We start from the raw sequence: 22,183 nt of genomic DNA on the forward strand, positions 1-22,183 counted from the left end.
GCAATTCATGTCACGCGCGCGGCGCCGAAATAGGCTGAAATATTACTTCACCAGATCGATTTAGTCGGCAAAATATCAAAAATTATTTCACTGTTGATCGAATTGTTAAACAATCGTCATCCTTACCAATTCATTAACGCGCCTCAGCTCGCCGGATGCGGGCTGTCCCCTGCTGGCGGCGGACGGGGCTCACGATGCATTGGCTAAAGGATTTGCAAACCATGACGCGCCCCGTCGGTTCGATCAGCTTCGTCGGCTATAGCCCCGACGCCGGAAACGGCATTGTCTTCAAGGTCATCGAACCCGTCCTCGCGGGCAGCGTGATCGCCATTCCCTATGACATTTCCGATATGTCGGGCGCCGAAAAGGGCGCGAGCTGGAACTGGACGGTCGATCGCGACGTTCCGGTCGGGGCGACGGTCACGATCAGCGGTCTCGGCTCCGAGGCGGTTTCGGTTCAGCTCGGGACGGAAACGGATGTCGATGTCACCGGCAGCATCAAGGGAGCCCGCATCGCCCAGGGCAGCTCGACGGATCCGAGTCTATTGGGATCATCCGTCACGCCGGCCGGTTTCATCAGCCCCTCGATCGACCTCGATGTCGCGGCAGGCAGCACGGCGCCGACACGCTTGGCCGGTCCGGTCGATACGGCCCCGTCGGGTGGCGGGCAAGGAGCGCGCAAGTTCACGACATCGAGCCTGACCCTTGCCACGCAGCAGGACGTTCCGGCCGCGGCAGAATCGGGCAATGCCGAGGCGCCGGCCGTCGCCGCCGTGTCCGCGTTCAGCGACGGGAGTGACAGCCTGACCAACAGCGACGAGCTGTTCAACGGCGTCTCGATGCTCGGCGGCGACGACACCCTGGTCAATTCCGGCACGATCATCAGCCAGGACGGCATTGCCGTCGATATGGGCGATGGCAACGACGAGGTCGCGCTCCTTGCAGGCTCGAAGCTCTATGGCGAGATCCGCCTCGGCGCCGGCAACGACAAGCTGACGGCGAGCGACCTTGAGGACGATCTTGTCGTCGATGCCGGGGCGGGCGACGACATCGTGCTGGCGGGCGCGGGCGACGATCTCATCCGCGGCGGCGCGGGCGACGATCAGCTCGACGGCGGCGCGGGCGACGACGTTCTCCAGGGTGGCGATGGCAACGATCGCCTGATCGGCGGAGCGGGCGATGACTTTCTGTTCGGCGGTGCTGGCAACGACAGGCTCATCGGCGGCGAAGGCAATGATCTGCTCGACGGCGGCGACGGCATCGACACCGCCGACTATGCGGCCGAGACCACCGGCGTCACCGTCGATCTCGCCGCGGGCAAGGCCAATGGCGAAGGCATCGGCCGCGACACGCTGACCGGCATCGAGAATGTCATCGGGGGCGCCGGCAACGACGTTCTGATCGGCAACGACCTGGCCAATATCCTCGACGGCGGCGCCGGCAATGACCGCATCGTCGCCGGTGCAGGCGACACGGTGCTCGGCGGCGCCGGTGACGACGTCATCGAGGTCAAGGCCGGTGCAGGCGCAGCCGCCAGCATCGACGGCGGCACGGGCCGCGACACCGTAAAGCTGCTCGGAACGGGCACCGGCTCCCTCGCCGCCCCCACGGGCGTCGAGCGTCTGGAGGTCGAGAGCGGTAGCTGGTCGGTTGCCGGTAGCGCCGGCTACGACGAGATCGCCATCCGCAACGGAGGCACCGTCACCTCCGGCCTCGTTATCGACAAGGACGACAAGGTCGGCATCGATGCGGGCGGCAAGCTCACGGTTTCGAGCAATGCGGTGACCTGGGCCGGCGGCGGCAATGCCGTGCTCACCAATGGAGGCCTGATCGAGGTCGGAGCGACCAGCCGTCTGCTCCAGACAACCGCCGGCGCGACCGGTTCGCTCACCATCGACAACCAGGCGACGGGCGTCCTGCGCGGCGCGCTCAACCCGAGCCAGGCCGGTGCGGCGACAGCCCGCATCGTCATCAACAATGCCGGTCTGGTCGAGGCCGACGGCCGCGTGCTCGACTTCCGCAGCTTCGACAACAACGGCGCCAGCGCCACGATCAACAACCTCGCCGGCGGCACCATCCGCCAGTACGGCACCAACACCGATGTGATCCGCCCCGGCCAGAACGGCACCGTCAACAACTGGGGCACGATCATCACCGGCCAGGGCTTCGCTGCGGACGGCGACCTGATCGATTTCCAGAGCGATGCGGGCGGCAAGGTCAACAACTACGCCGGCGGCCTGCTCGAGGGCGCCAAGCACGCGATCACCGGCGACCGCGGCGTCGCCGTCGTGAATGACGGCACCATCATCGGCCGCAACGGCTCGGCGGTTAACATCGACAGCAACGGCTCCGAAGCCGACCTCGTCAGCATCACCAACCGCGGTACCATGCAGGGCCGGTCGGCCGGCCTCGCCGACAGCGACGGCGACGCGATCGACGTCGACGGCCTGCTCTTCCTCAACAACACCGGCACGGTCGAGGGCCTCGGCGCCAACGGATATCATGATGGCGAGCCGAACGTTTCCGAAGGCATCGCCATCGGCGGCGGCACCATCATCAACGACAGCACCGGCAAGATCTACGGCTATGGCCGGGCCATCCAGGTCGACAACTCCAGCAACCAGAATGCGCTCGGCGCCACGCTCGTCGTCAATCGCGGCCTGATCCAGGGCGATGGCCACGGACCGGAGAACGTCGCGCCGGCAGACGCCGCCCGCTTCGATCTGCGCGGCAACGAGGCGATCAATCTGGTCGGCAACTATGTCGACGAGATCATCAACACCAGCACCGGCCGCATCATCGGCGGCGTCTCGATGGGCGGCGGCAACGACAAGCTCGGCAATTCCGGCCTGATCCAGGCGACCGGAGGCTCGGCGATCGACATGGGTGCAGGCGACGACCACCTGAATCTCTTTGTCGGCGCCTCGGTCATCGGCAAGATCCTGCTCGGCGAAGGCAATGACCTCGTCACCGCCACCTCCTGGAGCGACTTCGACATCGACGGCGAGGAAGGCGACGACCAGGTCTATCTTGGCGACGGCAACGACAGCGTCCATGGCGGCATCGGCAACGACGTCATCTATGCCGGCGGCGGCAATGATTTCATCGATGGCGGCGAGGGCGATGACGCGCTCTACGGCGAGGCCGGCAACGACACGATCCATGGCGGCGCGGGCAACGACATCATCAACGGCGGCGCCGGTGACGACATCATCGACGCCGGCACGGGCGATGACGTGATCAAGGCCGGCCCCGGCAACGACACCATCGACGGCGGTGACGGCTACGATACGCTCGACCTCTCGGCCGCGAGTGGCGCGCTCTATGTCGACATGGCCTCCGGTCGCATCGCCGGCGCCGGCATCGGCGTCCAGTCCTTCGTCAACATCGAGAACCTGTCCTTCGGTGACGGCGACAATGTCGTCACCGGCGGCAATGGCGACGACAGCTTCGACGGCGGCGCGGGCAACGATGCGCTCAACGGCGGCGCGGGCGACGATAACCTGGTCGGCGGCCTCGGCAATGATGCGCTGAAGGGCGGATCCGGCGACGACCTTCTCGACGGCGGCACGGGTGACGACAACCTCTCCGGCGGCTCGGGCGACGACATCCTGCTTGGCGGCCTCGGCAACGATGCGCTGAGCGGCGGTTCAGGCGACGACCGTCTCGAAGGCGGCGCCGGCGACGACACCCTGACCGGCGGGTCGGGCAACGACGTCTTCGTGTTCACGCCCGGCTTCGGTCGTGACACCGTCACCGATTTCGCTGGCGGGCATGAGGACGTCGTCGAGTTTGCCAGCGCGCTCTTCGCCGATTTCGATGCTGCCATGGCCCACGCCGCACAGCTGGGCTCGGACGTGGTGTTCACGGTCGACGCCGACACTTCGCTCACCCTGGCGGACGTGCAGCTCGGTTCGTTGCGCGCCGACGATTTCCGCTTCGTCTGAGCGGACATCTGCCAAAGAAACACAAGACACTGCGCAAGGGCTCCTGAAGGAGCCCTTGTTGCTTGAGCCCCCATAGTGAACGCGCCCGCAGCAGCCGAACGCCGCGGTGGCGCAAAGTTCGGCGCACCGACGGTCGCGAAACCTTCATCCTCAACCGTACTAACCCACCCTTGGGTCCGGTTCGCGCTGGCCTCATGAGGCTCTCGCTCACGGCGTGGATACGAGCCGTCTCGACGCCGACCGGGACCGCGCTGAAACGGCTTCCGCCCGACCGTCCCGGCATGCGATGCAGGGAGCAGCGTTTCTGCCCTTCACTGCCTGCCCGAGATTCCACCATGTCCCAGACTCCTATCTCCTTCGGCCTGATCGGCGCCGGAATCATGGGCGAGCGCATGCTGCGCGCGGCGCTCGACCAGCCGGCGACGGCGCTCAGCGTCTCCGGCATCTGGGATCCTTCCGCCGAGGCCATGGAGCGCATTGGTACGGCGCTGCCCGCAGTGCCACGCCAGCCGGACACCGCCGCCCTTATCACCGCAAGCGACTGCGTCTACATCGCCTCGCCGCCCTCCTCCCATCTCGCCCATGCCCGCGCAGCGCTCGCCGCCGGCAAGGCGGTGTTCTGCGAGAAACCGCTGGCGGTCGACCTCGCCGATGCGCGCGCCTTCGTCGCCGAAGCCGGGGATCGCGGCGCCGTGAACTTTCCCTTCGCCTCCTCGCCCGCCGTGGCACGGCTGCGAGATTGGATAGCCTCCGGCGCGGTCGGCACGCCCCAGCGCGTCTCGATCGAGGTCGCCTTCGCGACCTGGCCGCGCTCCTGGCAGGTCGATGCGGCCGGCTGGCTCGACGGGCCGGCGCAGGGCGGCTTCACCCGCGAGGTCGTCTCGCATTTCCTGTTCCTGACCCGCCGTATCGCCGGCCCCTTCACCGGCCTCGCCGCCAAGGCCAGCTTCCCCGAAGCCGGCAAGAGCGAGCGCCGCATCGAGGCGACGCTGACGGCGGGCGCCCTGCCCGTCACCCTGACCGGCAGCGTCGGCACCACCGCCAAGGACGACCACAACGTCTGGACGTTCGAGGGCGGTAAGGGCGCGGTGCGGCTCTACGACTGGTCGCATGCCGAGCGCCGCCGTTCCGATGGCAGCTGGGAGCGCGACCCGGAGGCACTCTCCCAGAACGAGGCGCGTCCGCTGGCACTGCGCCGCCAGCTCGAGGGCGTGGCGAAGCTGACGCGCGGCGAGCCGCACCACCTTGCTACGCTGCGCGAAGCGTTCGATGTGCAGGAAATCGTCGAAACGATCCTGAAGAGCGCCTGACGCGTCCATCGGGCCGTGGCGGCGCCCCCGGGCTCAACCGGGCGCCGCCACAATTGGCACAAATTTGCGCCGAGAGGGCCCGAAATACGCCTTGCGAGATGATTTTACTCCCTACCCTTGAGAATACAGAAAAACACCCTATCGGATGTGAATTGAGCTATCGCCCGCTCGTAGCGTAAAATCCCTGTTCGAAAGACCGAACAGGGATGGGTATTGCTGTGGCGATTTTGAACGTCATCGATCGGCGGGGCCTCAGCGACAAGCGGAAGGCCGCGTGATGGCCACTGCCTCGAAACGCATCCCCCTGCCCGCGATCCTGCTCGCCAACGACCTGCTCGACGGCGATGTCGTCTTCGCGACCGCCAATGATGCCGGCACCCTCGCCTGGACGCGCGATCCGGCGCCCGCCCTTGTCGCCAATGATGACGCGGCCGCCGAGCGGCTCGAAGCCTTCGCCACCACCGAGCTGCGTGGCAACAAGGTCGTCGACGCCTATCTCGTCGATGTGACCATCGAGGCTGGCGGCCCGGTTCCGCGCCATTTCCGCGAGCGCTTCAAGACGCTCGGCCCCAGCAACCGTCCCGATCTCGGCAAGCAGGCCGGTGAAGGCATCGCCTCCGCGCCGAAGGGCTGATCCATGTATCGCTACGACGAATTCGACGAGCGTTTCGTCCGGGAGAGGGTGGCGCAGTTCACCGATCAGGTGGCGCGCCGGCTCGACGGCTCCCTCACCGAGGATGAGTTCAAGCCGCTGCGGCTCAAGAACGGCGTCTATCTCCAGCTCCACGCCTATATGCTGCGGATCGCCGTTCCCTATGGCACGCTGAACGCGCGGCAACTGCGTCAGCTCGCCCTGATCGGAGAGCGCTACGACCGCGGCTACGGCCATTTCACCACGCGCCAGAACCTGCAGTTCAACTGGCCGAAGCTGCGCGATATCCCCGCCATCCTCGGCCTGCTCGCCGATGTCGAGATGCATTGCATCCAGACCTCCGGCAACTGCATCCGCAACGTCACCGCCGATCACTTCGCGGGTGTCGCGCAGGACGAGATCGAGGATCCGCGCCCGACCGCAGAGCTGATCCGGCAATGGTCCTCGGCCCATCCCGAGTTCAGCTACCTGCCGCGCAAGTTCAAGATCGCGGTGACGGGCGCCGAGCACGATCGTGCCGTGATCAAGGCTCACGATATCGGGCTGCGCCTGCGCCGCCACCCCGACACGCATGAGACCTGCTACGAGATCAGCGTCGGCGGCGGGCTCGGCCGCACGCCGATGATCGGCAAGGTGGTGCGCGACTACCTGCCGAAGAAGGACCTGCTCGCCTATCTCGAGGCGATCATGCGGGTCTATAATCTCGAGGGCCGGCGCGACAACAAATACAAGGCGCGCGTCAAGATCCTCGTCCACGAGATCGGCGCCGAGGAATTCACTCGCCGCGTCGAGGCCGAATTTGCTCTGCTCGACGGCCCCTCGATCAATGCCGACGCGGAAGAGGTCGCGCGCATCGCGGCCTATTTCGCGCCGCCGCGCTATGAGGTGCTGCCGGCCGTCAGCAACACGCTGGAAGCGGCCAAGGCCGCGAACCCGGCCTTCGCCCGCTGGGTCGAGGTCAACACCCACGAGCACAAGGCGCCCGGATACACCGCGTTGACGATCTCGCTGAAGCCGCTCGGCCAGGCCCCAGGCGATGCGAGCAGCGAGCAGATGCGCCTCGTCGCCGATCTAACCGAGCGCTATTCCTTCGACGAGCTGCGCGTCACCCATGCGCAGAACCTCGTGCTGCCGCATGTGCGCCAGCGTGACCTTCCCGCAATCTGGCAGCGGCTCGGAGAAGCGGGGCTGGCCGAGGCCAATATCGGCCTCGTCACCGATATCATCTCCTGCCCCGGCCTCGATTACTGCGCATTGGCGACGGCACGCTCGATCCCGATCGCCCAAGCGATCCAGCAGCGTTTCGCCGATGAAGCGCGCCAGCGTGAGATCGGGCCGCTCGGCATCAAGATCTCCGGCTGCATCAACGCCTGCGGCCACCACCATGTCGGCCATATCGGCATTCTCGGCCTCGAGAAACGCGGCATCGAATCCTACCAGATCACGCTCGGCGGCGACGCCACCGAGAATGCCGCGATCGGCGAGATCCTCGGCCCCGGCCTTGCCGCCGAGGAGGTGCCGGATGCGATCGAGCGGATCGTCGCCGTCTATCTGGCCGAGCGGAGCGAGGGCGAAAGCTTCATCGACAATGTCCGCCGTATCGGCCTCGGACCATTCAAGGCCGCGTTCCAGGAGACCGCCCGTGCCGCTGCTTGACCAGGACGGAGACGCCGAGGAGCGCTGGACCCGCAGCGAGGGCGCCGCGATCGGCAATATCCCCGCCGCGCTGGTGCCGTGGGAGGCTCTGGCGGAGGCGCTTGAGGCGCAGGCTCCCGATCAGCAGATCGGCGTGATTCTGCCCAACTCCGTGCCTTTCGCCTCACTCGCGCCGTTCCTGCCGCGGCTCGCGCTCGTCGCTATTGCCTTCCCCGCCTATTCGGACGGGCGCGGCTTCAGCCTCGCGCGCCAGATCCGGCGCTCCGGCTTCTACCGTGAGATCCGCGCCACCGGCCCGCTGATCGCCGACCAGTTCGCCTACGCCCTCTCCTGCGGCTTCGACACGATCGAGCTGCCGGAGGCGAGCGCCGCCCGCCAGCCGGCCCAGCAATGGCTGCATGCGCGGGAATCGTTCAGCACCACCTATCAGCGCGGCTATGGCGAGAGCGCGCGCAACATCCTCGACCGGCGCCGGGCGGCGAGAGGCACGGCCCCCACCGCAGCGGAGTGAGCATGACGATCTCGACAGCCATGCACAGCCACGTCGAGGGCCCCGGCGCCGTCAGAGATGGCGGCGAAGACAGCCTGAACGCCGAGTTCGAGGCCATGCTGCCTCGCGAGCCCGCGAGCGAGGCACGCGGGCGCTGGTTCGATCTTTGCTTTCGCCTTATCATCCTGGCACTGGCCGCGTTGTGGCTGCTGACTCCACCGGCGGGCGGCGAGCACAGTGCGGCAGATGAGAAGGCCGTAGCGACCACGCAATGACCGAGAGACAGCCCGAAACGACCGCAGCGCGCATCGAGCCGCTGGCGACGCTGCCGCTCTTCCACAAGCTGGACGGGCGCAAGGTTGTGCTCGCCGGCGGCTCCGAGGCCGCGCTGTGGAAGGCAGAGCTGCTGGCGGCCACCGGGGCGCAGCTGGATGTTTTCGCTGCTGGCGAGGCAGCGCTGTTCTCCGGGCTGGCGCAAGGCGAGACCGGCGGCCGCGTGCATGTCCACGATCGGGGCTGGCAGGCCGGCGACCTCACTGACGCGGCCATCGCCGTGGCCGACCTCGACGATGCCGAGGAGGTCCATGCCTTCGTCGCCGCCGCCCGGCAGGCAGGCACCCCGGTCAACATCGTCGACAAGCCGGAATACTGCGATTTCGCCTTCGGCGCGCTGGTCAACCGTTCGCCCCTGATCGTCGCCGTGTCCACGGATGGCGCAGCGCCAGTCTTCGGCCAGGCGATCCGCACAAAGATCGAGGCGCTGCTGCCGGCCGGGTTGAAGAATTGGGCGCAGGCCGCGGCCGATTGGCGCCCGTCGGTCCAGGCCCGCGATCTGCCCTTTGCGCTGCGGCGCGCCTTCTGGGAGCTCTTCGCCGGTAGGGCGATGGCCGAGCCCGAGCGCGCTCCAGGCCCGCAGGACGAGGCGGAGCTCTTCGCGCGTCTCGTCCAGATCGAGGCCGCGCATGACGGCAAGGGCCGTGTGACGCTGGTCGGCGCCGGCCCGGGCGACCCGGAGCTGCTCACGTTGAAGGCGATCCGCGCCCTGCAGAGCGCCGACATCATCCTCTATGACGATCTCGTCTCTCCGGGGGTGCTCGAGCTAGCGCGGCGCGAGGCCAAGCGCATGCTGGTCGGCAAGACCGGCTATGGCCCCTCGGTGAAGCAGGGCGACATCAACGCGCTGATCGTCTCGCTGGCGTCGCAGGGAAAGCATGTCGTGCGGCTGAAGGGCGGCGATCCCGGCATCTTCGGCCGCGCCGGCGAGGAGATCGAGGCTTGCCAGACCGCCGGCATTCCCGTCGCGATCGTGCCCGGTATCTCGGCCGCGCAGGGCGCGGCCGCGTCGCTCGGTGTCTCGCTGACCCATCGCGACCATGCGCGGCGCCTGCAATTCGTCACCGGCCATTCGCGCAAGGGCGAACTGCCTGATGATCTCGACTGGCGCGCGATGGCCGACCCGGCGGCCTCGACGGTGATCTATATGGCGCGCGCCACCCTGCCCGGTTTCCGCGAGCATGCCATCGCTGCCGGCCTCAATCCGGAAACGCCGGCCGTCGCCGTGCTCTCCGCCACGCGCCCCGACGAAATCCGCGTCGCCGCCACCATTGCGACCCTGCCGGAGCGGCTAGGCGAACTGCCGGCAAGCGGGCCGGTCCTCGTCTTGCTCGGCCACGCCTTCGGCCCGGCTCTGGCGGACGCGAATCCGGCGCAGGACCGCCGCCGTGCCTGACGACGGCCCGGCCTCGCCGCCAAGGCGGAACGCCACCGCCAGAGAAGCGTTTTCTCCTCCGGCGGCCAAGTTTGGAAAGCGCCGATTGCGCCAGGCCATTGAGAAGAGACCGGCAATTCAGTACGTTTCGTTTGTTTTTTAGAACGGACCGAGGTTTGAACCGAGCCTCGCCGTGAATGCAACGGAGCCCTGACATGACGCGACCCGTGTTTCGCCGCCTTTTCCGGGCCGGGCTCGTTCTGGGAGCTTTCACGCTCTGCTTCGGCGTCGTTGCCGGAGCCCGCGCCCAGACCGAGCTCCTGAACGTTTCCTACGACCCCACCCGCGAGCTGTATCGCGACATCAACGCGGCCTTCATCGCCGAGTGGAACGCGAAGAACCCCGACAAGAAGATCAGCACGATCCGCCAGTCGCATGGCGGCTCCGGCGCACAGGCCCGCACCGTCATCGACGGGCTCGATGCCGATGTCGTGACGCTGGCGCTCGCCGGCGACATCGACGCCATCGCCGAGCGCTCCAAGAAGCTGCCGCTCGACTGGCAGACGCGCCTGCCGCACAACTCCTCGCCCTACACCTCGACGATCGTCTTCCTCGTCCGCAAGGGCAATCCGAAGGCGATCAAGGACTGGGGCGATCTGGTGAAGCCGGGCGTGCAGATCATCACGCCGAACCCGAAGACCTCGGGCGGGGCGCGCTGGAACTATCTCGCCGCCTGGGCCTATGCGGAGAAGGCCTTCAACAAGGACGAGGCGAAGGTGCGCGACTATATCGCCAAGCTCCTCGCCAATGTCCCGGTGCTCGACACCGGCGCGCGCGGCGCGACCACGACCTTCACCCAGCGCGGCATCGGCGACGTCTTCCTGTCCTGGGAGAACGAGGCTTTCCTCGCCCTCAAGGAGTTCGGTGCCGACAAGTTCGACATCGTGGTGCCGAGCCTCTCGATCCTCGCAGAGCCGCCGGTCGCGCTCGTCGACGCCAATGTCGACGCCAAGAAGACCCGCGCGCAGGCGCAGGCCTATCTCGAATTCCTCTACACGCCGAAAGCGCAGGCGATCATCGCCAGGAACTTCTATCGCCCGCGCAATCCGGAGGCCGCCGACAGCAAGGACGTCGCGAATTTCCCGAAAATCGAGCTAGTGACCATCGATAGCGCCTTCGGCGGATGGAAAAAGGCGCAGCCGACCCATTTCGGCGATGGCGGCACCTTCGACCAGCTCTACAAGCCGGCACGCTGACGCCATGGCCGCGGCGACGACGACCTTCCGCTGGCGCGAGCCCAGCATCCTGCCCGGCTTCGGGCTGGCGCTCGGCGTCACCGTCACGGCGTTGTCGCTGATCGTGCTGATCCCGCTGGCGGCGCTCTTCCTGAAGGCCGCCAGCGCCGGCCCCGCCGACATCTGGGCGGTCGCGACCTCCCCGCGGACCCTGGCGGCGCTCAAGCTCTCCTTCACGGCGGCGCTGTTCGCGGCGCTGGTCAACGCCGTGTTCGGCCTGATCCTCGCCTGGGTGCTGGTGCGCTACGAATTTCCGGGCCGGCGCCTGATCGATGCCGCGGTCGACCTGCCCTTCGCCCTGCCGACCGCGGTGGCCGGCATCTCGCTGGCGGCCATCTATGCGCCGAACGGCTGGGTCGGGTCGCTGCTGGCGCCGCTGGCCTTCCGCGTCGCCATCCCATTCACCGATCTCTCCTTCGGCTTCGACGGCAAGGTCGCCTATACGCCGCTCGGCGTGATGGTGGCGCTGATCTTCATCGGCCTGCCCTTCGTGGTGCGCACCGTGCAGCCGGTGCTGGAAGAGCTGCAGAGCGATGTCGAGGAGGCCGCGGCGCTGCTCGGCGCCAGCCGCTTCCGGACGATCTTCCGGGTGATCCTGCCGCAGGTGGCACCGGCGCTGCTGACCGGCTTCGTGCTCTCCTTCGCCCGGGCCGTCGGCGAATACGGCTCGGTGATCTTCATCGCCGGCAACGTGCCGATGGTCTCGGAAATCGCGCCGCTCCTGATCGTGATCCGCCTCGAGCAGTTCGACTACGCCGGAGCGGCAGTGGTGGCGACGACGATGCTGCTGATCTCCTTCGCCTTGATCCTCATAGGCAACCTGATCCAGGCCCGCGCCCGCAGGAGGTTCGGCGATGTCTGACGCCACCCTGACCCCGGCCGTCGCGGCGCAGGCACCGCGCAGCCCCGGCCGCGCGCGCGGCGAGAGCCTCGGCGTGCAGATCGCACTGATCGCGATCTCGCTCGCCTTCCTGCTGCTCTTCCTGCTCCTGCCGCTCGTCACCGTCTTCATCGAGGCCGGCGCCAAGGGCTGGGAAGCCTATCGCGCCGCGATCACCGAGCCCGATGCGCTTTCGGCGATCCGGCTGACCCTGCTTGTTGCGGCGATCGCCGTGCCGTTCAACGTCGTGGTCGGCATCGCGGCGGCCTGGGCCATCGCCAAATTCGAGTTCCGCGGCAAGAATCTGCTGATCAGCCTGATCGACCTGCCCTTCTCGGTCTCGCCTGTGATCTCCGGCCTCGTCTTCGTGCTGCTGTTCGGCGCGCAGGGCTATTTCGGGCCGTGGCTGCAGGCCCACGACATCAAGATCGTCTTCGCGCTGCCCGGCCTGATCCTGGCGACGGTATTCGTCACCTTCCCCTTCGTGGCGCGCGAGCTGATCCCGCATATGCAGTCGCTCGGTTCGGCCGATGAGGAGGCGGCGCTGACGCTCGGCGCCTCGCCCTGGCGGGTGTTCTTCGCGGTGACGCTGCCGAACGTGAAGTGGAGCCTGTTCTACGGCGTCCTGCTCTGCAACGCCCGTGCGATGGGCGAATTCGGCGCGGTCGCCGTCGTCTCGGGCAAGATCCGGGGCATGACCAATACGATGCCGCTGCACATCGAAATCCTCTACAATGAGTACATGGGAGCCGCCGCCTTTGCGGTGGCCTCGCTGCTGGCGGGGCTGGCCCTCGTCACCCTCGTGCTCAAGACCCTGCTGGAATGGCGCTACGGCGATGCGATCGCCGCCAGCCGCCGCCACTGACCCCGCGAACGAAGGAGCTGGGCCATGTCGGTCGCCGTCACCATCGAGACCATCGAGAAGCGCTTCGAGAACTTCCCGGCGCTGCGCGGCGTCTCTCTCGATATCCAGCCGGGAGAGCTCGTCGCGCTGCTCGGCCCGTCCGGATCGGGCAAGACCACGCTGCTGCGCCTGATCGCCGGGCTGGAGCAGGCCGATCGCGGCCGCGTCCTCTTCGGCGAGACGGATACGCGCGACCTCTCCCTGCGCGACCGCCGCATCGGCTTCGTCTTCCAGCAATATGCGCTGTTCAAGACGATGAACGTCGCCGAGAACATCGCCTTCGGGTTGAGGTCGCGGCCGCGCCACGAGCGCCCTAGCAACGAAGAAATTCGCAGGCGTGTCAGTGTCTTGCTGGAGCTCGTTCAGTTGCCGGGCCTGGAGAAGCGCTATCCGAGCCAGCTTTCCGGCGGCCAGCGCCAGCGCGTGGCGCTGGCGCGTGCGCTCGCCATCGAGCCGCGGGTGCTGCTGCTCGACGAGCCCTTCGGCGCTCTCGACGCCAAGGTCCGCAAGGACCTGCGCGCCTGGCTGCGGGAGCTGCATGGCCGCACCGGCCACACCACCGTCTTCGTCACGCATGACCAGGAAGAAGCGCTGGAGCTCGCCGACCGGGTCGCCATCCTCAATGACGGGCGCATCGAGCAGGTCGGCTCGGCCGACGACGTCTACGACCACCCGGCGACGCCCTTCATCTGCGAATTCCTCGGCGAGGTGAACAAGCTGCCGGTCAAGGTCGTCGGCAGCCAGGCCTTCTTCGGCGACCGGCCGGTGCTGGGTGGGCTGACGCAGAACCAGGGTGGCCCCGCCTCGCTCTATGTCCGGCCGCAGCATCTGCGTATCGTCGACGAGACGCCGCTGGCGCTGCCCGGCGTGGTCGAGCATCTGCGCCGCAACGGGCCGCTGCGCCGGGCTGAGGTGGCGATCGAGGGGCTGAAGAAGCGCCTCGATGTCGACCTCGCCAGCCAGGTCGCGCCGGCGATCGGCGAGCGGGTCCGCCTGCGCATCACGCACGGCAACCTGTTCGCCGCCGCCTGACCAAGCATTTGTCGACATCGGACGGTGCCGAAAACCGGTTTCCACTTTTCGACCCGATGCCATAGCCTCCCCGACGAATCCCGCCGGCGCTTCGCCGACGGTCCTCGATCCGGACAGGAGATCGCGATGAAAGCACGCGCGAAATGGGTGGAAGGCATGGCCTTCATGGGCGAGGCCGGCAGCGGCCACGCTGTGATGATGGATGGCGCGCCTGAATATGGCGGCCGCAATATCGGCATCCGGCCGATGGAGATGCTGCTGATCGGGCTTGCCGGTTGCACCGGCTTCGACGTCGTCAGCATCCTCAAGAAGGGCCGCGAGGCCGTCACCGGCTGCGAGGTCGAGGTAGAGGCGGAGCGTGCGACCACCGATCCGAAGGTCTTCACCAAGATCCACCTCGCCTACCGCATCACCGGCAAGGGCCTGTCGCACGCCAAGGCGGAGCGCGCCGTCACATTGTCGAAGGAAAAATACTGTTCGGCTTCGATCATGCTCGGGGCGACGGCCGAGATGACCTACAGCCTCGAGGTGATCGACGAGCTGCACAAGGAGGCCGCTGAATGAGCCGGGCTGAATTCGCTGGGCTGATCTCGCCGGAAGCGCTGGCCGCGCGGCTCGGCGACGAGAAGCTCGTCGTCATCGACATCCGCACCGCCGCCGATGGCGGCAGGGACGCCTTCGAGGCCGGCCATATCCCGGGAGCGGTCCATTCCGACTACGCGGCCGATGGCTGGCGGGCGAAGATCGGCAATGCGCCGGGCATGCTGCCCTCGCTCGACAATCTCGCGACGCTCGCGGGGCGGCTCGGTATCGAGCCGCACGACGACGTCGTCATCGTCCCGGCCGGCACAGCCGCGACCGACTTCGCCGCGGCGGCCCGGGTCTACTGGACGCTGAAGTTCATCGGCCACGGCCAGCAGGCGATCCTCGACGGCGGCTTCAAGGGCTGGACCGCCGATCCAGAGCGTCCGGTCGAGCGCGGCCCTTCCACGCCGAAGAGTGCAGGCGCTTATCCAGTCGTGGCGCAGCAGCGCCTGCGCAGCACGACCGACGCCACCCTCGTCGCCTCGCGCAGCAAGCAGGCGAGTCTCGTCGATGCACGCGGGCCGAGCTTCTTCGAAGGGCGCGAGAAGTCGGCCGAAGCGACTCGCGCCGGCCATATCCCCGGCGCGATCCAACGCGACTATGCCGGCGCCTTCGAGCCCGGCAGCGGCAAGCTCAAGGCGCCGGCCGAGTTGGAGAAGCTGTTCTCCGCCGTGCCGCAGGGGCCCGTCGTCTCCTACTGCAACACCGGCCATTCCGCCGCCGCGAACTGGTTCGTGCTGTCGGAGGTTCTCGGCCGCGACGAGGTGGCGCTCTACGACGGCTCGATGACCGACTGGACGCAGGACCCGGAGCGCCCGGTCGCGACCGGCAAGGCGGCCTGAACCGCTTTCGATTGCAAATCAGGCTGAAAAGGTTCAAAGGAAGCGCCGATCGCGCCTGAGGCGCGGCGCTTCCTGACATATTGGACCGAGCCATCAGCCGATGAACGCCGTCGCGCCGAAAATCTCCTTCGTTTCGCTGGGCTGCCCCAAGGCGCTCGTCGATTCCGAGCGGATCATCACCTCGCTGCGCTCGGAGGGCTACGAGCTCTCCAAGAGCCATGCCGGGGCCGACCTCGTCATCGTCAACACCTGCGGCTTCCTCGATTCCGCCAAGGCGGAATCGCTCGAGGCGATCGGTTCGGCCATGGCCGAGAACGGCAAGGTCATCGTCACCGGCTGTATGGGCGCCGAGCCCGAGCAGATCCGCGACGTCTTCCCGAACGTGCTCGCGATCACCGGCCCGCAGGCCTATGAGAGCGTCGTCTCGGCCGTCCATCAGGCGGTGCCGCCGAAGCACGACCCCTTCGTCGATCTCGTGCCCGACCAGGGCATCAAGCTGACCCCGCGACACTACGCCTATCTCAAGATCTCAGAGGGTTGCAACAATCGCTGTACCTTCTGCATCATCCCGAAGCTGCGCGGCGATCTCGTCTCGCGGCCGATCGGCGACGTGCTGCGCGAGGCCGAGAAGCTGGCCAAGGCCGGCGTCAAGGAACTGCTGGTGATCTCGCAGGACACTAGCGCCTACGGGCTCGACATCAAGTACGCGCCCTCAATGTTCAAGGATCGCGAGATCCGCACGCGCTTCTTCGAGCTAGCCCGCGAGCTCGGGCAAATGGGGATGTGGGTGCGCCTGCACTACGTCTATCCCTATCCGCATGTCGACGAGGTCATCCCGCTGATGCAGGAAGGGCTCGTCCTGCCCTATCTCGACATCCCCTTCCAGCACGCCTCGCCGAACGTCCTGAAGGCGATGAAGCGACCGGCCCATCAGGACCGCACGCTCGACCGCATCCGGAAATGGCGCGACATCTGCCCGGACCTCGCCATTCGCTCGACCTTCATCGTCGGCTTCCCCGGCGAGACCGAGGAAGACATGGACATCCTCGTCGACTGGCTCAAGGAAGCGAAGCTGGAGCGCGTCGGCTGCTTCAAATACGAGCCTGTGAAGGGCGCGCCCGCCAACGATCTCGGCCTTGCCCTGGTGCCGGAGGAGGTGAAGGAAGCCCGCTGGCACCGCTTCATGAAGGCGCAGGCGGAGATTTCCGCCCGCATCGTCAAGGCCAGAGTCGGCAAGCGCATCCAGGTCATCATCGACGAGGCCGGACCGACTGTCGCCAAGGGTCGCTCGAAATGGGACGCGCCGGAGATCGACGGCAATGTCTATGTCGCCAGCCGCCGGCCGCTCAGGCCCGGCGACATCGTCACGGTGAAGATCGAGCGCGCCGACGCCTACGACCTGCACGGCATCGCGGTCTGAGACATACCGCTCTCAGTTGAAGGCGCAGAGGCGGCGGATGGTGCGGCCGGTGCGGTCGCGCGCCGTGCCGAGGCTGCTGCAGGCGTCTCCGACCGGGGCCGCATCAACCTGCCCGGACTTCGGCGGCTCGGAGCAGATGCCGCTCGCGCAGCCGGTTGTCTCGGCATAGCGCTGGCGGGCTGCGCCGGGAATGCGGACGCGTCCCTGGTCCGCGCCCTGCAGCATCGCGTCGGTGTGCTTTGCGGATTGCCCGCCGGTTCCTCGGGCCTGCTGCGCCAGCGCGACGCCCGAAAGGGCCAGAATGCCGAAGAGGAAAACGGTGGTCCGAAACTTGGACGACATGAACGCCGGGTCCTGAATGGTCGCCAGCATGCGCTGGCCCCCATTCGTCGCGGCACTTCAGGCGTGGGTTCACGCTCGGTCAAAAAATGCGCCCGGAGGCCCTGGGCGCACGTTGTTTTGGTTTGCGGTCATGCCCGGGCTTGACCCGGGCATCTGGGAAGCCAGTTCTCTCTGGTCACAAGATTCCCGGGTCGAGCCCGGGAATGACGCGAGACGACGCCGATTCCTTCTGGATCAGGGGATCAGCACCGTCGAGCCCGTGGTGCCGCGCGATTCCAGCAGGCGGTGAGCGTCGGCCGCATCCTTCAGCGGGAAGGTCGCGTTGACCGGCACCTTGACCTTGCCGCTCGTCACCGCCTCGAACAGATTCTTCGCCATCGCGATCATGGTTTCGCGTTTCGCGGTGTGCGTGTTCAGCGTCGGGCGGGTGACGTAAAGCGAGCCCTTGGCGGCGAGGATGCCGAGATTGAAGGCCTCCACCGCGCCCGATGCGTTGCCGAAGCTCGCCAGCAGGCCGAAGGGCTTCAGCGTGTCCAGCGACTTCATGAAGGTGTCCTTGCCGACGCCGTCATAGACCACGTCGCAAAGCTTGCCGCCGGTGATCTCCTTCACCCGCGCCGCGAAATCCTCCTCACGATAGTTGATAACGTGGTCGGCGCCGTGGGCCTTGGCGAGCTCGGCCTTTTCCTTCGAGCCGACGGTGCCGATCACGGTCGCGCCGAGCGCCTTGCCCCATTGGCAGAGGATGAGGCCGGTCGCGCCCGCCGCGGCATGGACCAGGATCGTATCGCCCGGCTTCACCTTATAGGTCCGGTGCAGCAGATACTCGGCGGTCAGGCCCTTCAGCATCATGCTGGCGGCCGCCTCATAGGAGATGCCCTCCGGCAGCGCGACGACGGAAGCCGCCGGCACGATGCGCTCCTCGGCATAGGCGCCGAGCGCCGAGACGACCGCGACACGATCCCCAACCTTGAACTCGGTGACGTTCGGGCCGACGGCGAGCACCTCGCCCGCGCTCTCATTGCCGAGCACGAAGGGCAGTTGCGGCGCGGGATAGAGGCCCGAGCGGAAATAGGTGTCGATGAAGTTGAGGCCGATCGCCCGGTTCCGGATCAGGATTTCGCCGGGGCCCGGCTGCGGTAAGGTGATCTCTTCGAACTGAAGAACTTCCGGACCGCCGGTCTTGTGTGCGCGGATGGCTTTGACCATGAAACTCATCTCCCTCGGATGGATGGCCGACCATAGTTCATCACGCGGGAAAGCAGCATCCTTGCCGAACGCAGAACGCACCTTGCGACTTTGCGGACCGTGGCCAAACCGCCGCTCATCGGATAGCGAAGAGCCATGAGCACGCACACTGCCGACCCGGTCGATATCGCCATCGTGGGCGCAGGCGCCGTCGGCCTCGCAGCCGCTTTGGCGCTGAGCCAGGAGGGACGCAGCGTAGCCCTGCTCGGCCCGGTCGCGACGCCGCGCGACGGACGCACCGTCGCCCTGCTCGACGGCTCCTGGCGCCTGCTGGCCGAACTCGGCGTGCGGGATGCCCTGGTCGCCAAGGCCGCTCCGCTCACGGTGATGCGCCTCGTCGACGACAGCGGCAGCCTGTTCCGCCAGCCGCCGGTCGAGTTCCGCGCCTCAGAGATCGGGCTCGAAGCCTTCGGCTGGAACATCGAGAATGCCGACCTGACCACGATCCTGGCCGAGAAGGCCAACGACCTCCCCGGCCTGCGGATGATCCCCGGCTTCGTCCGCGCCATCGAACCGGAGGCCGGCGGAATCCGCCTCTCGGGTGATGATTTTGCCCTGCAGGCCCGGCTCGTGATCGGCGCTGACGGGCGCAACTCGCAGGTGCGCGTCGCAGCGGGCATCGAAAGCCGGGACTGGCGCTATCCGCAGGTGGCGCTGACGGCGATCTTCGAGCACCGCCGCGACCATCGCGAGGTCTCGACCGAATTCCACACGCGCCAGGGGCCCTGCACGCTCGTGCCCCTGCCCGGGCGCCGCTCCTCGCTGGTCTGGCTCGTCGATCCCGAGGAGGCCGACAGCATCGCCGCGCTCGACGATGCGGCCTTCGCCATGCGGGTCGAAAAGCAGGTGCAGTCGCTGCTCGGCGCCATGACGGTGAAAGGCCCGCGCGGCAAGGTGCCGATGGGCGGGCTTTCGGTCGATCGCTTCGGCTCCGGCCGCATGGCGCTGATCGGCGAAGCCGCGCATGTCTTCCCGCCGATCGGCGCGCAGGGGCTCAATCTCGGGCTGCGCGACGTCGCGGCGCTGCGCGATGCGCTCGAAGGCGCCTCGGATCCCGGCAGCGATGCGGTGATCGCGGCCTATGACGCCGCCCGGCAGACCGATGTCCGGCTGCGGACCGGCGCGGTCGACGTGCTCAACCGCACGCTGCTGACCGACTTGCTGCCGGCCGACCTGATGCGCGGCGCGGGGCTGCTGGCACTGTCGCGGATCGGGCCTCTGCGGCGCTTCGTGATGCGGCAGGGGTTAGCGGGCGGCGCAGCCCTTTAATGACCGTCATGCTCGGGCATGACCCGAGCACCTCGTAAAGCAGCGCCGTCCCGTCGCGAGAGGCCGACCGACTAAGCCACCAGGCCTCATCCTGAGGAGCCGCGAAGCGGCGTCTCGAAGGATAGTCCAGGAGGCTCCAGAGACATCTGGAACATCCTTCAGACGCCGCTTCGCGGCTCCTCAGGATGAGGGGCTGCAATTGTGGCTCAGGCTCTGTCTCGGGGCTGCGCTTCGCCCGAGAATGACGGCGCGGTTGCGTTATTCCTCGTCGAGAACCCTTCGCGTATCGGCACCGCTTGCGGCGACCCTGCGCAACGCCGCCGCCTGCTCCCGAAACACCGGTGCGAGCGGCAACGGCGTCGAGACCAGGCGTCGGCCGCCCGGCTCCTCGACCTGCGCATCGAGCAGGCCGCGGACCGTCATCTGCGGATCGGACACGGCCTCCTCCAGCGTGCGCACCACGGTGCAGCAGCAATCCAACGGCTCGACCACAGCACGCCAGTAGTCGGCGCTTTCCCGCGCGATGATCTCTGCAATCTCCGCGCGGGTCGCCTCCGGATCGCGGCGGTCGTCGCGCAGCCGCTCATCGAGACCGATGCCCTCGCAGAAACTCTGCCAGAATTTGGGCTCAAGCGCCCCGACCGCGAGGAACCAGCCATCGGCGGTTGCGTAGAGCCCGTAGCGCGGGCTCGCCCCGGTCAGGAGACCCTCGCCCCCATCCGGAAACGAGCCGGTCACCTGCCCCTGGGCCAGCCCGTACCAGGCGAAGGTCGGCATGGCATCGGCCATGGCGATGTCGAGATGGCAGCCCTCGCCGCTGCGCTCACGCTGCCTGAGCGCCAGCAGGATGTTGAGCACGGCCGGCATGGTGCCGCCTGCGATATCGGCGACGAGCGGCGGCGGCAGGGGCGGCGCCTCGCCGCGCTTCAGCGACTGGCCGAGCAGGCCGCCGAGCGCCTGGTAGTTGATGTCGTGCCCGGCTTCCTGTGCGCGCGGGCCGTGCTGCCCATAACCGCTGATCGAGCAGTAGATAAGCCGCGGATTATGGGCTTTCAGCGCTTCATAGCCGAAGCCGAGCCGTTCCATCACGCCCGGTCGGAACTGCTCGATCAGAATGTCGGCCTTCGCGATCAGCGGCGTCAGCCGCGCCAGCGCCTCGGGCGCCTTCATGTCGATCTCGACGCTTTCCTTGCCGCGGTTGAGTACCGCGAAGGGCGCCGCCGTCTCGCCGAAGCGTGGCGGGAAGCCGCGCATATCCTCACCGCCCGGCCGCTCGATCTTGATCACGCGCGCCCCGGCCTCGGACAGGAAGAGGCTCGCCAGCGGGCCGGGCAGCAGCGTTGAGAAATCGAGGACCAGCAGATCGTCCAGCGGCAGCATCCGGCACCCTCAGTGGAACAGGTCGGCCGTTATCCTGCCCGTCTTCACCAGCCACAGGAAGCCCGGCAGCGTGATCATCGAAACGATGGTGCCGACGAGGATGCAGGCCGAGGCGCGCTCGACGCCGACACGATACTGGGTCGAGATCACAAAGATGTTCAGAGCCGGCGGCAGCGCCGCCATGATGATCGCGGCGTAGATCCAATGCGTCGGGATGCCGCCGAGCGCCGACAGCAGCACCCAGACCAGGAGCGGGTGCAACAGGAGCTTGATCACGACCAGTCCCGGAACCTCGGCGGGCATCGTCTTCATCGGCCTGAGCGCCACCGTGACGCCGAGCAGGAAGAGCGCGCAGGGCGCCGCAGCCTGGGAGAGCCACAGCACCATCCGGTCGACCGCGACGGGCAGTTCCAGCTTGAAATAGCTCGCCGCCACGCCGGCCAAAGTCGCGATGTTGAATGGATGCGTCAGCACCCGCCAGATCACCTCGCGCGTGGTGGCCAGCACGCTCTTCTTCTCCACGCCCGCCAGCGCCATCAGGAAAGGCACCAGCGAGAACAGCAGGATGTTGTCGAACACGAAGATCAGGACGACCGGGGCGCTGGCGCTGGGGCCGAGCGCCGCCAGGATCAGCGGCGGGCCCATATAGCCGATATTGGAATAGGCCCCGGCAACGCCCTGCATCACCGCCTGCGGCATGTCGCCCTTATTGTGCTTCAGCCCAAGCGCGAAGGACAGGCAGAATGCGCAGAAGGTCGCCGTGGTCGTGCCGGCGATGAATTTCCAGTTGGCCAGCTCGCTCAGCGGCTTGTCCGCGATCAGCCTATAGAACAGCGGCGGCAGCGCGACATAGATCAGGAAGAACTGCAGCCAGGCGAGCCCCGCCTCCGGCAGCTGCTTGTAGCGGCCGATGGCGAAACCGAGCAGGATCAGCCCGAAGAACGGCGCGACCAGATTGAAGATATTGAGAAGGTCGGCCATCGGCGCATTCGATCCCGGGGCACCCGCCCCGGAACCGAGACGTTGACATCTGCATCTAGAGCATGATGCAGGGCGGGCAAGGTCATTCGAACCGAGGCGATCTTCCCCAGACGCAATGGGAGGATTTTGAACCTAGGCATTAATACCTATAAATCAACATAAGAAAATATACCCATAATCGACGCGTTTCATCGAAAGAACCATGGACGCGGCCTTCATGCTCCTCCACATTCGCTGCATCG

At 67.1% G+C, this 22,183-nt stretch carries 19 protein-coding genes; 15 read left to right on the forward strand and 4 right to left on the reverse strand.

All coding sequences use genetic code 11. The features are described from left to right. Nucleotides 1–221: 221 nt before the first annotated feature. From AC1DE3_RS17435 to rimO, 14 genes are all read left to right on the forward strand, one after another. A complete protein-coding gene (locus AC1DE3_RS17435; protein WP_476852611.1) occupies nt 222–3,947 on the forward strand; it encodes a beta strand repeat-containing protein in 3,726 nt (1,241 codons plus the stop codon). A 335-nt stretch (nt 3,948–4,282) separates the two neighbouring features. After that, nucleotides 4,283–5,257, forward strand: coding sequence for a Gfo/Idh/MocA family protein (locus AC1DE3_RS17440; protein ID WP_476778543.1), 975 nt, complete (start codon nt 4,283–4,285; stop codon nt 5,255–5,257). 277 nt (nt 5,258–5,534) lie between these two features. Next, nucleotides 5,535–5,891: a DUF2849 domain-containing protein gene (locus tag AC1DE3_RS17445; RefSeq protein ID WP_476778544.1), complete on the forward strand. Its 357-nt coding sequence runs from the start codon at nt 5,535–5,537 to the stop codon at nt 5,889–5,891. A gap of 3 nt (nt 5,892–5,894) precedes the next feature. Next, on the forward strand, nt 5,895–7,565 hold the full coding sequence (locus AC1DE3_RS17450) for a nitrite/sulfite reductase (RefSeq protein WP_476852612.1): 1,671 nt from the start codon (nt 5,895–5,897) through the stop codon (nt 7,563–7,565). Then, on the forward strand, nt 7,552–8,076 hold the full coding sequence (locus AC1DE3_RS17455) for a DUF934 domain-containing protein (RefSeq protein WP_476778546.1): 525 nt from the start codon (nt 7,552–7,554) through the stop codon (nt 8,074–8,076). Before AC1DE3_RS17450 ends, AC1DE3_RS17455 begins: the two co-directional genes overlap by 14 nt. A gap of 2 nt (nt 8,077–8,078) precedes the next feature. Further along, nucleotides 8,079–8,330, forward strand: coding sequence for a hypothetical protein (locus tag AC1DE3_RS17460; RefSeq protein WP_441512582.1), 252 nt, complete (start codon nt 8,079–8,081; stop codon nt 8,328–8,330). Continuing rightward, entirely contained in the window at nt 8,327–9,784 is a 1,458-nt protein-coding gene (cysG, locus tag AC1DE3_RS17465) for a siroheme synthase CysG (RefSeq protein WP_476778547.1), read from the forward strand. The genes AC1DE3_RS17460 and cysG overlap by 4 nt, the downstream gene beginning before the upstream one ends. A 194-nt stretch (nt 9,785–9,978) precedes the next feature. Then, complete coding sequence (locus tag AC1DE3_RS17470) at nt 9,979–11,019, forward strand: sulfate ABC transporter substrate-binding protein (protein WP_476778548.1); 1,041 nt, start codon at nt 9,979–9,981, stop codon at nt 11,017–11,019. A gap of 4 nt (nt 11,020–11,023) precedes the next feature. Next, a complete protein-coding gene (gene cysT, locus AC1DE3_RS17475; protein WP_476852613.1) occupies nt 11,024–11,920 on the forward strand; it encodes a sulfate ABC transporter permease subunit CysT in 897 nt (298 codons plus the stop codon). Next, complete coding sequence (cysW, locus tag AC1DE3_RS17480) at nt 11,913–12,803, forward strand: sulfate ABC transporter permease subunit CysW (RefSeq protein ID WP_441512586.1); 891 nt, start codon at nt 11,913–11,915, stop codon at nt 12,801–12,803. Before cysT ends, cysW begins: the two co-directional genes overlap by 8 nt. Before the next feature lie 24 nt (nt 12,804–12,827). Beyond that, nucleotides 12,828–13,874 carry a sulfate/molybdate ABC transporter ATP-binding protein gene (locus tag AC1DE3_RS17485; protein ID WP_476778550.1) on the forward strand — a complete coding sequence of 349 codons (1,047 nt, stop codon included), beginning with the start codon at nt 12,828–12,830 and terminating at the stop codon, nt 13,872–13,874. A 126-nt stretch (nt 13,875–14,000) separates the two neighbouring features. After that, complete coding sequence (locus AC1DE3_RS17490; RefSeq protein ID WP_441512588.1) at nt 14,001–14,438, forward strand: OsmC family protein; 438 nt, start codon at nt 14,001–14,003, stop codon at nt 14,436–14,438. After that, a complete protein-coding gene (locus AC1DE3_RS17495) occupies nt 14,435–15,301 on the forward strand; it encodes a sulfurtransferase (RefSeq protein ID WP_476778551.1) in 867 nt (288 codons plus the stop codon). The genes AC1DE3_RS17490 and AC1DE3_RS17495 overlap by 4 nt, the downstream gene beginning before the upstream one ends. A 100-nt stretch (nt 15,302–15,401) precedes the next feature. Next, the gene (gene rimO, locus AC1DE3_RS17500; RefSeq protein ID WP_476778552.1) at nt 15,402–16,721 is read left to right on the forward strand and encodes a 30S ribosomal protein S12 methylthiotransferase RimO; all 1,320 of its coding nucleotides are present in this window, start codon (nt 15,402–15,404) and stop codon (nt 16,719–16,721) included. A gap of 12 nt (nt 16,722–16,733) precedes the next feature. On the opposite strand, the gene AC1DE3_RS17505 is transcribed toward rimO, so the two are convergent. Together AC1DE3_RS17505 and AC1DE3_RS17510 are read right to left on the reverse strand one after the other, a co-directional pair. Beyond that, nucleotides 16,734–17,093, reverse strand: a complete 360-nt coding sequence (locus AC1DE3_RS17505; RefSeq protein WP_441512591.1) for a hypothetical protein — start codon at nt 17,091–17,093, stop codon at nt 16,734–16,736. Between the two features lie 204 nt (nt 17,094–17,297). Then, the gene (locus AC1DE3_RS17510) at nt 17,298–18,272 is read right to left on the reverse strand and encodes a quinone oxidoreductase family protein (RefSeq protein ID WP_476778554.1); all 975 of its coding nucleotides are present in this window, start codon (nt 18,270–18,272) and stop codon (nt 17,298–17,300) included. Between the two features lie 135 nt (nt 18,273–18,407). Here AC1DE3_RS17510 and AC1DE3_RS17515 point away from each other — a divergent pair, with 135 nt between their 5' ends. Next, complete coding sequence (locus AC1DE3_RS17515; RefSeq protein ID WP_476778555.1) at nt 18,408–19,580, forward strand: UbiH/UbiF family hydroxylase; 1,173 nt, start codon at nt 18,408–18,410, stop codon at nt 19,578–19,580. A 258-nt stretch (nt 19,581–19,838) separates the two neighbouring features. On the opposite strand, the gene AC1DE3_RS17520 is transcribed toward AC1DE3_RS17515, so the two are convergent. Both AC1DE3_RS17520 and AC1DE3_RS17525 read right to left on the reverse strand, forming a co-directional pair. Then, entirely contained in the window at nt 19,839–20,960 is a 1,122-nt protein-coding gene (locus AC1DE3_RS17520) for a CaiB/BaiF CoA transferase family protein (RefSeq protein ID WP_476778556.1), read from the reverse strand. 9 nt (nt 20,961–20,969) lie between these two features. Continuing rightward, nucleotides 20,970–21,941: an AEC family transporter gene (locus tag AC1DE3_RS17525; RefSeq protein ID WP_476852614.1), complete on the reverse strand. Its 972-nt coding sequence runs from the start codon at nt 21,939–21,941 to the stop codon at nt 20,970–20,972. Nucleotides 21,942–22,183 lie beyond the last annotated feature (242 nt).

This window comes from Allobosea sp. 10L417, assembly GCF_056395485.1.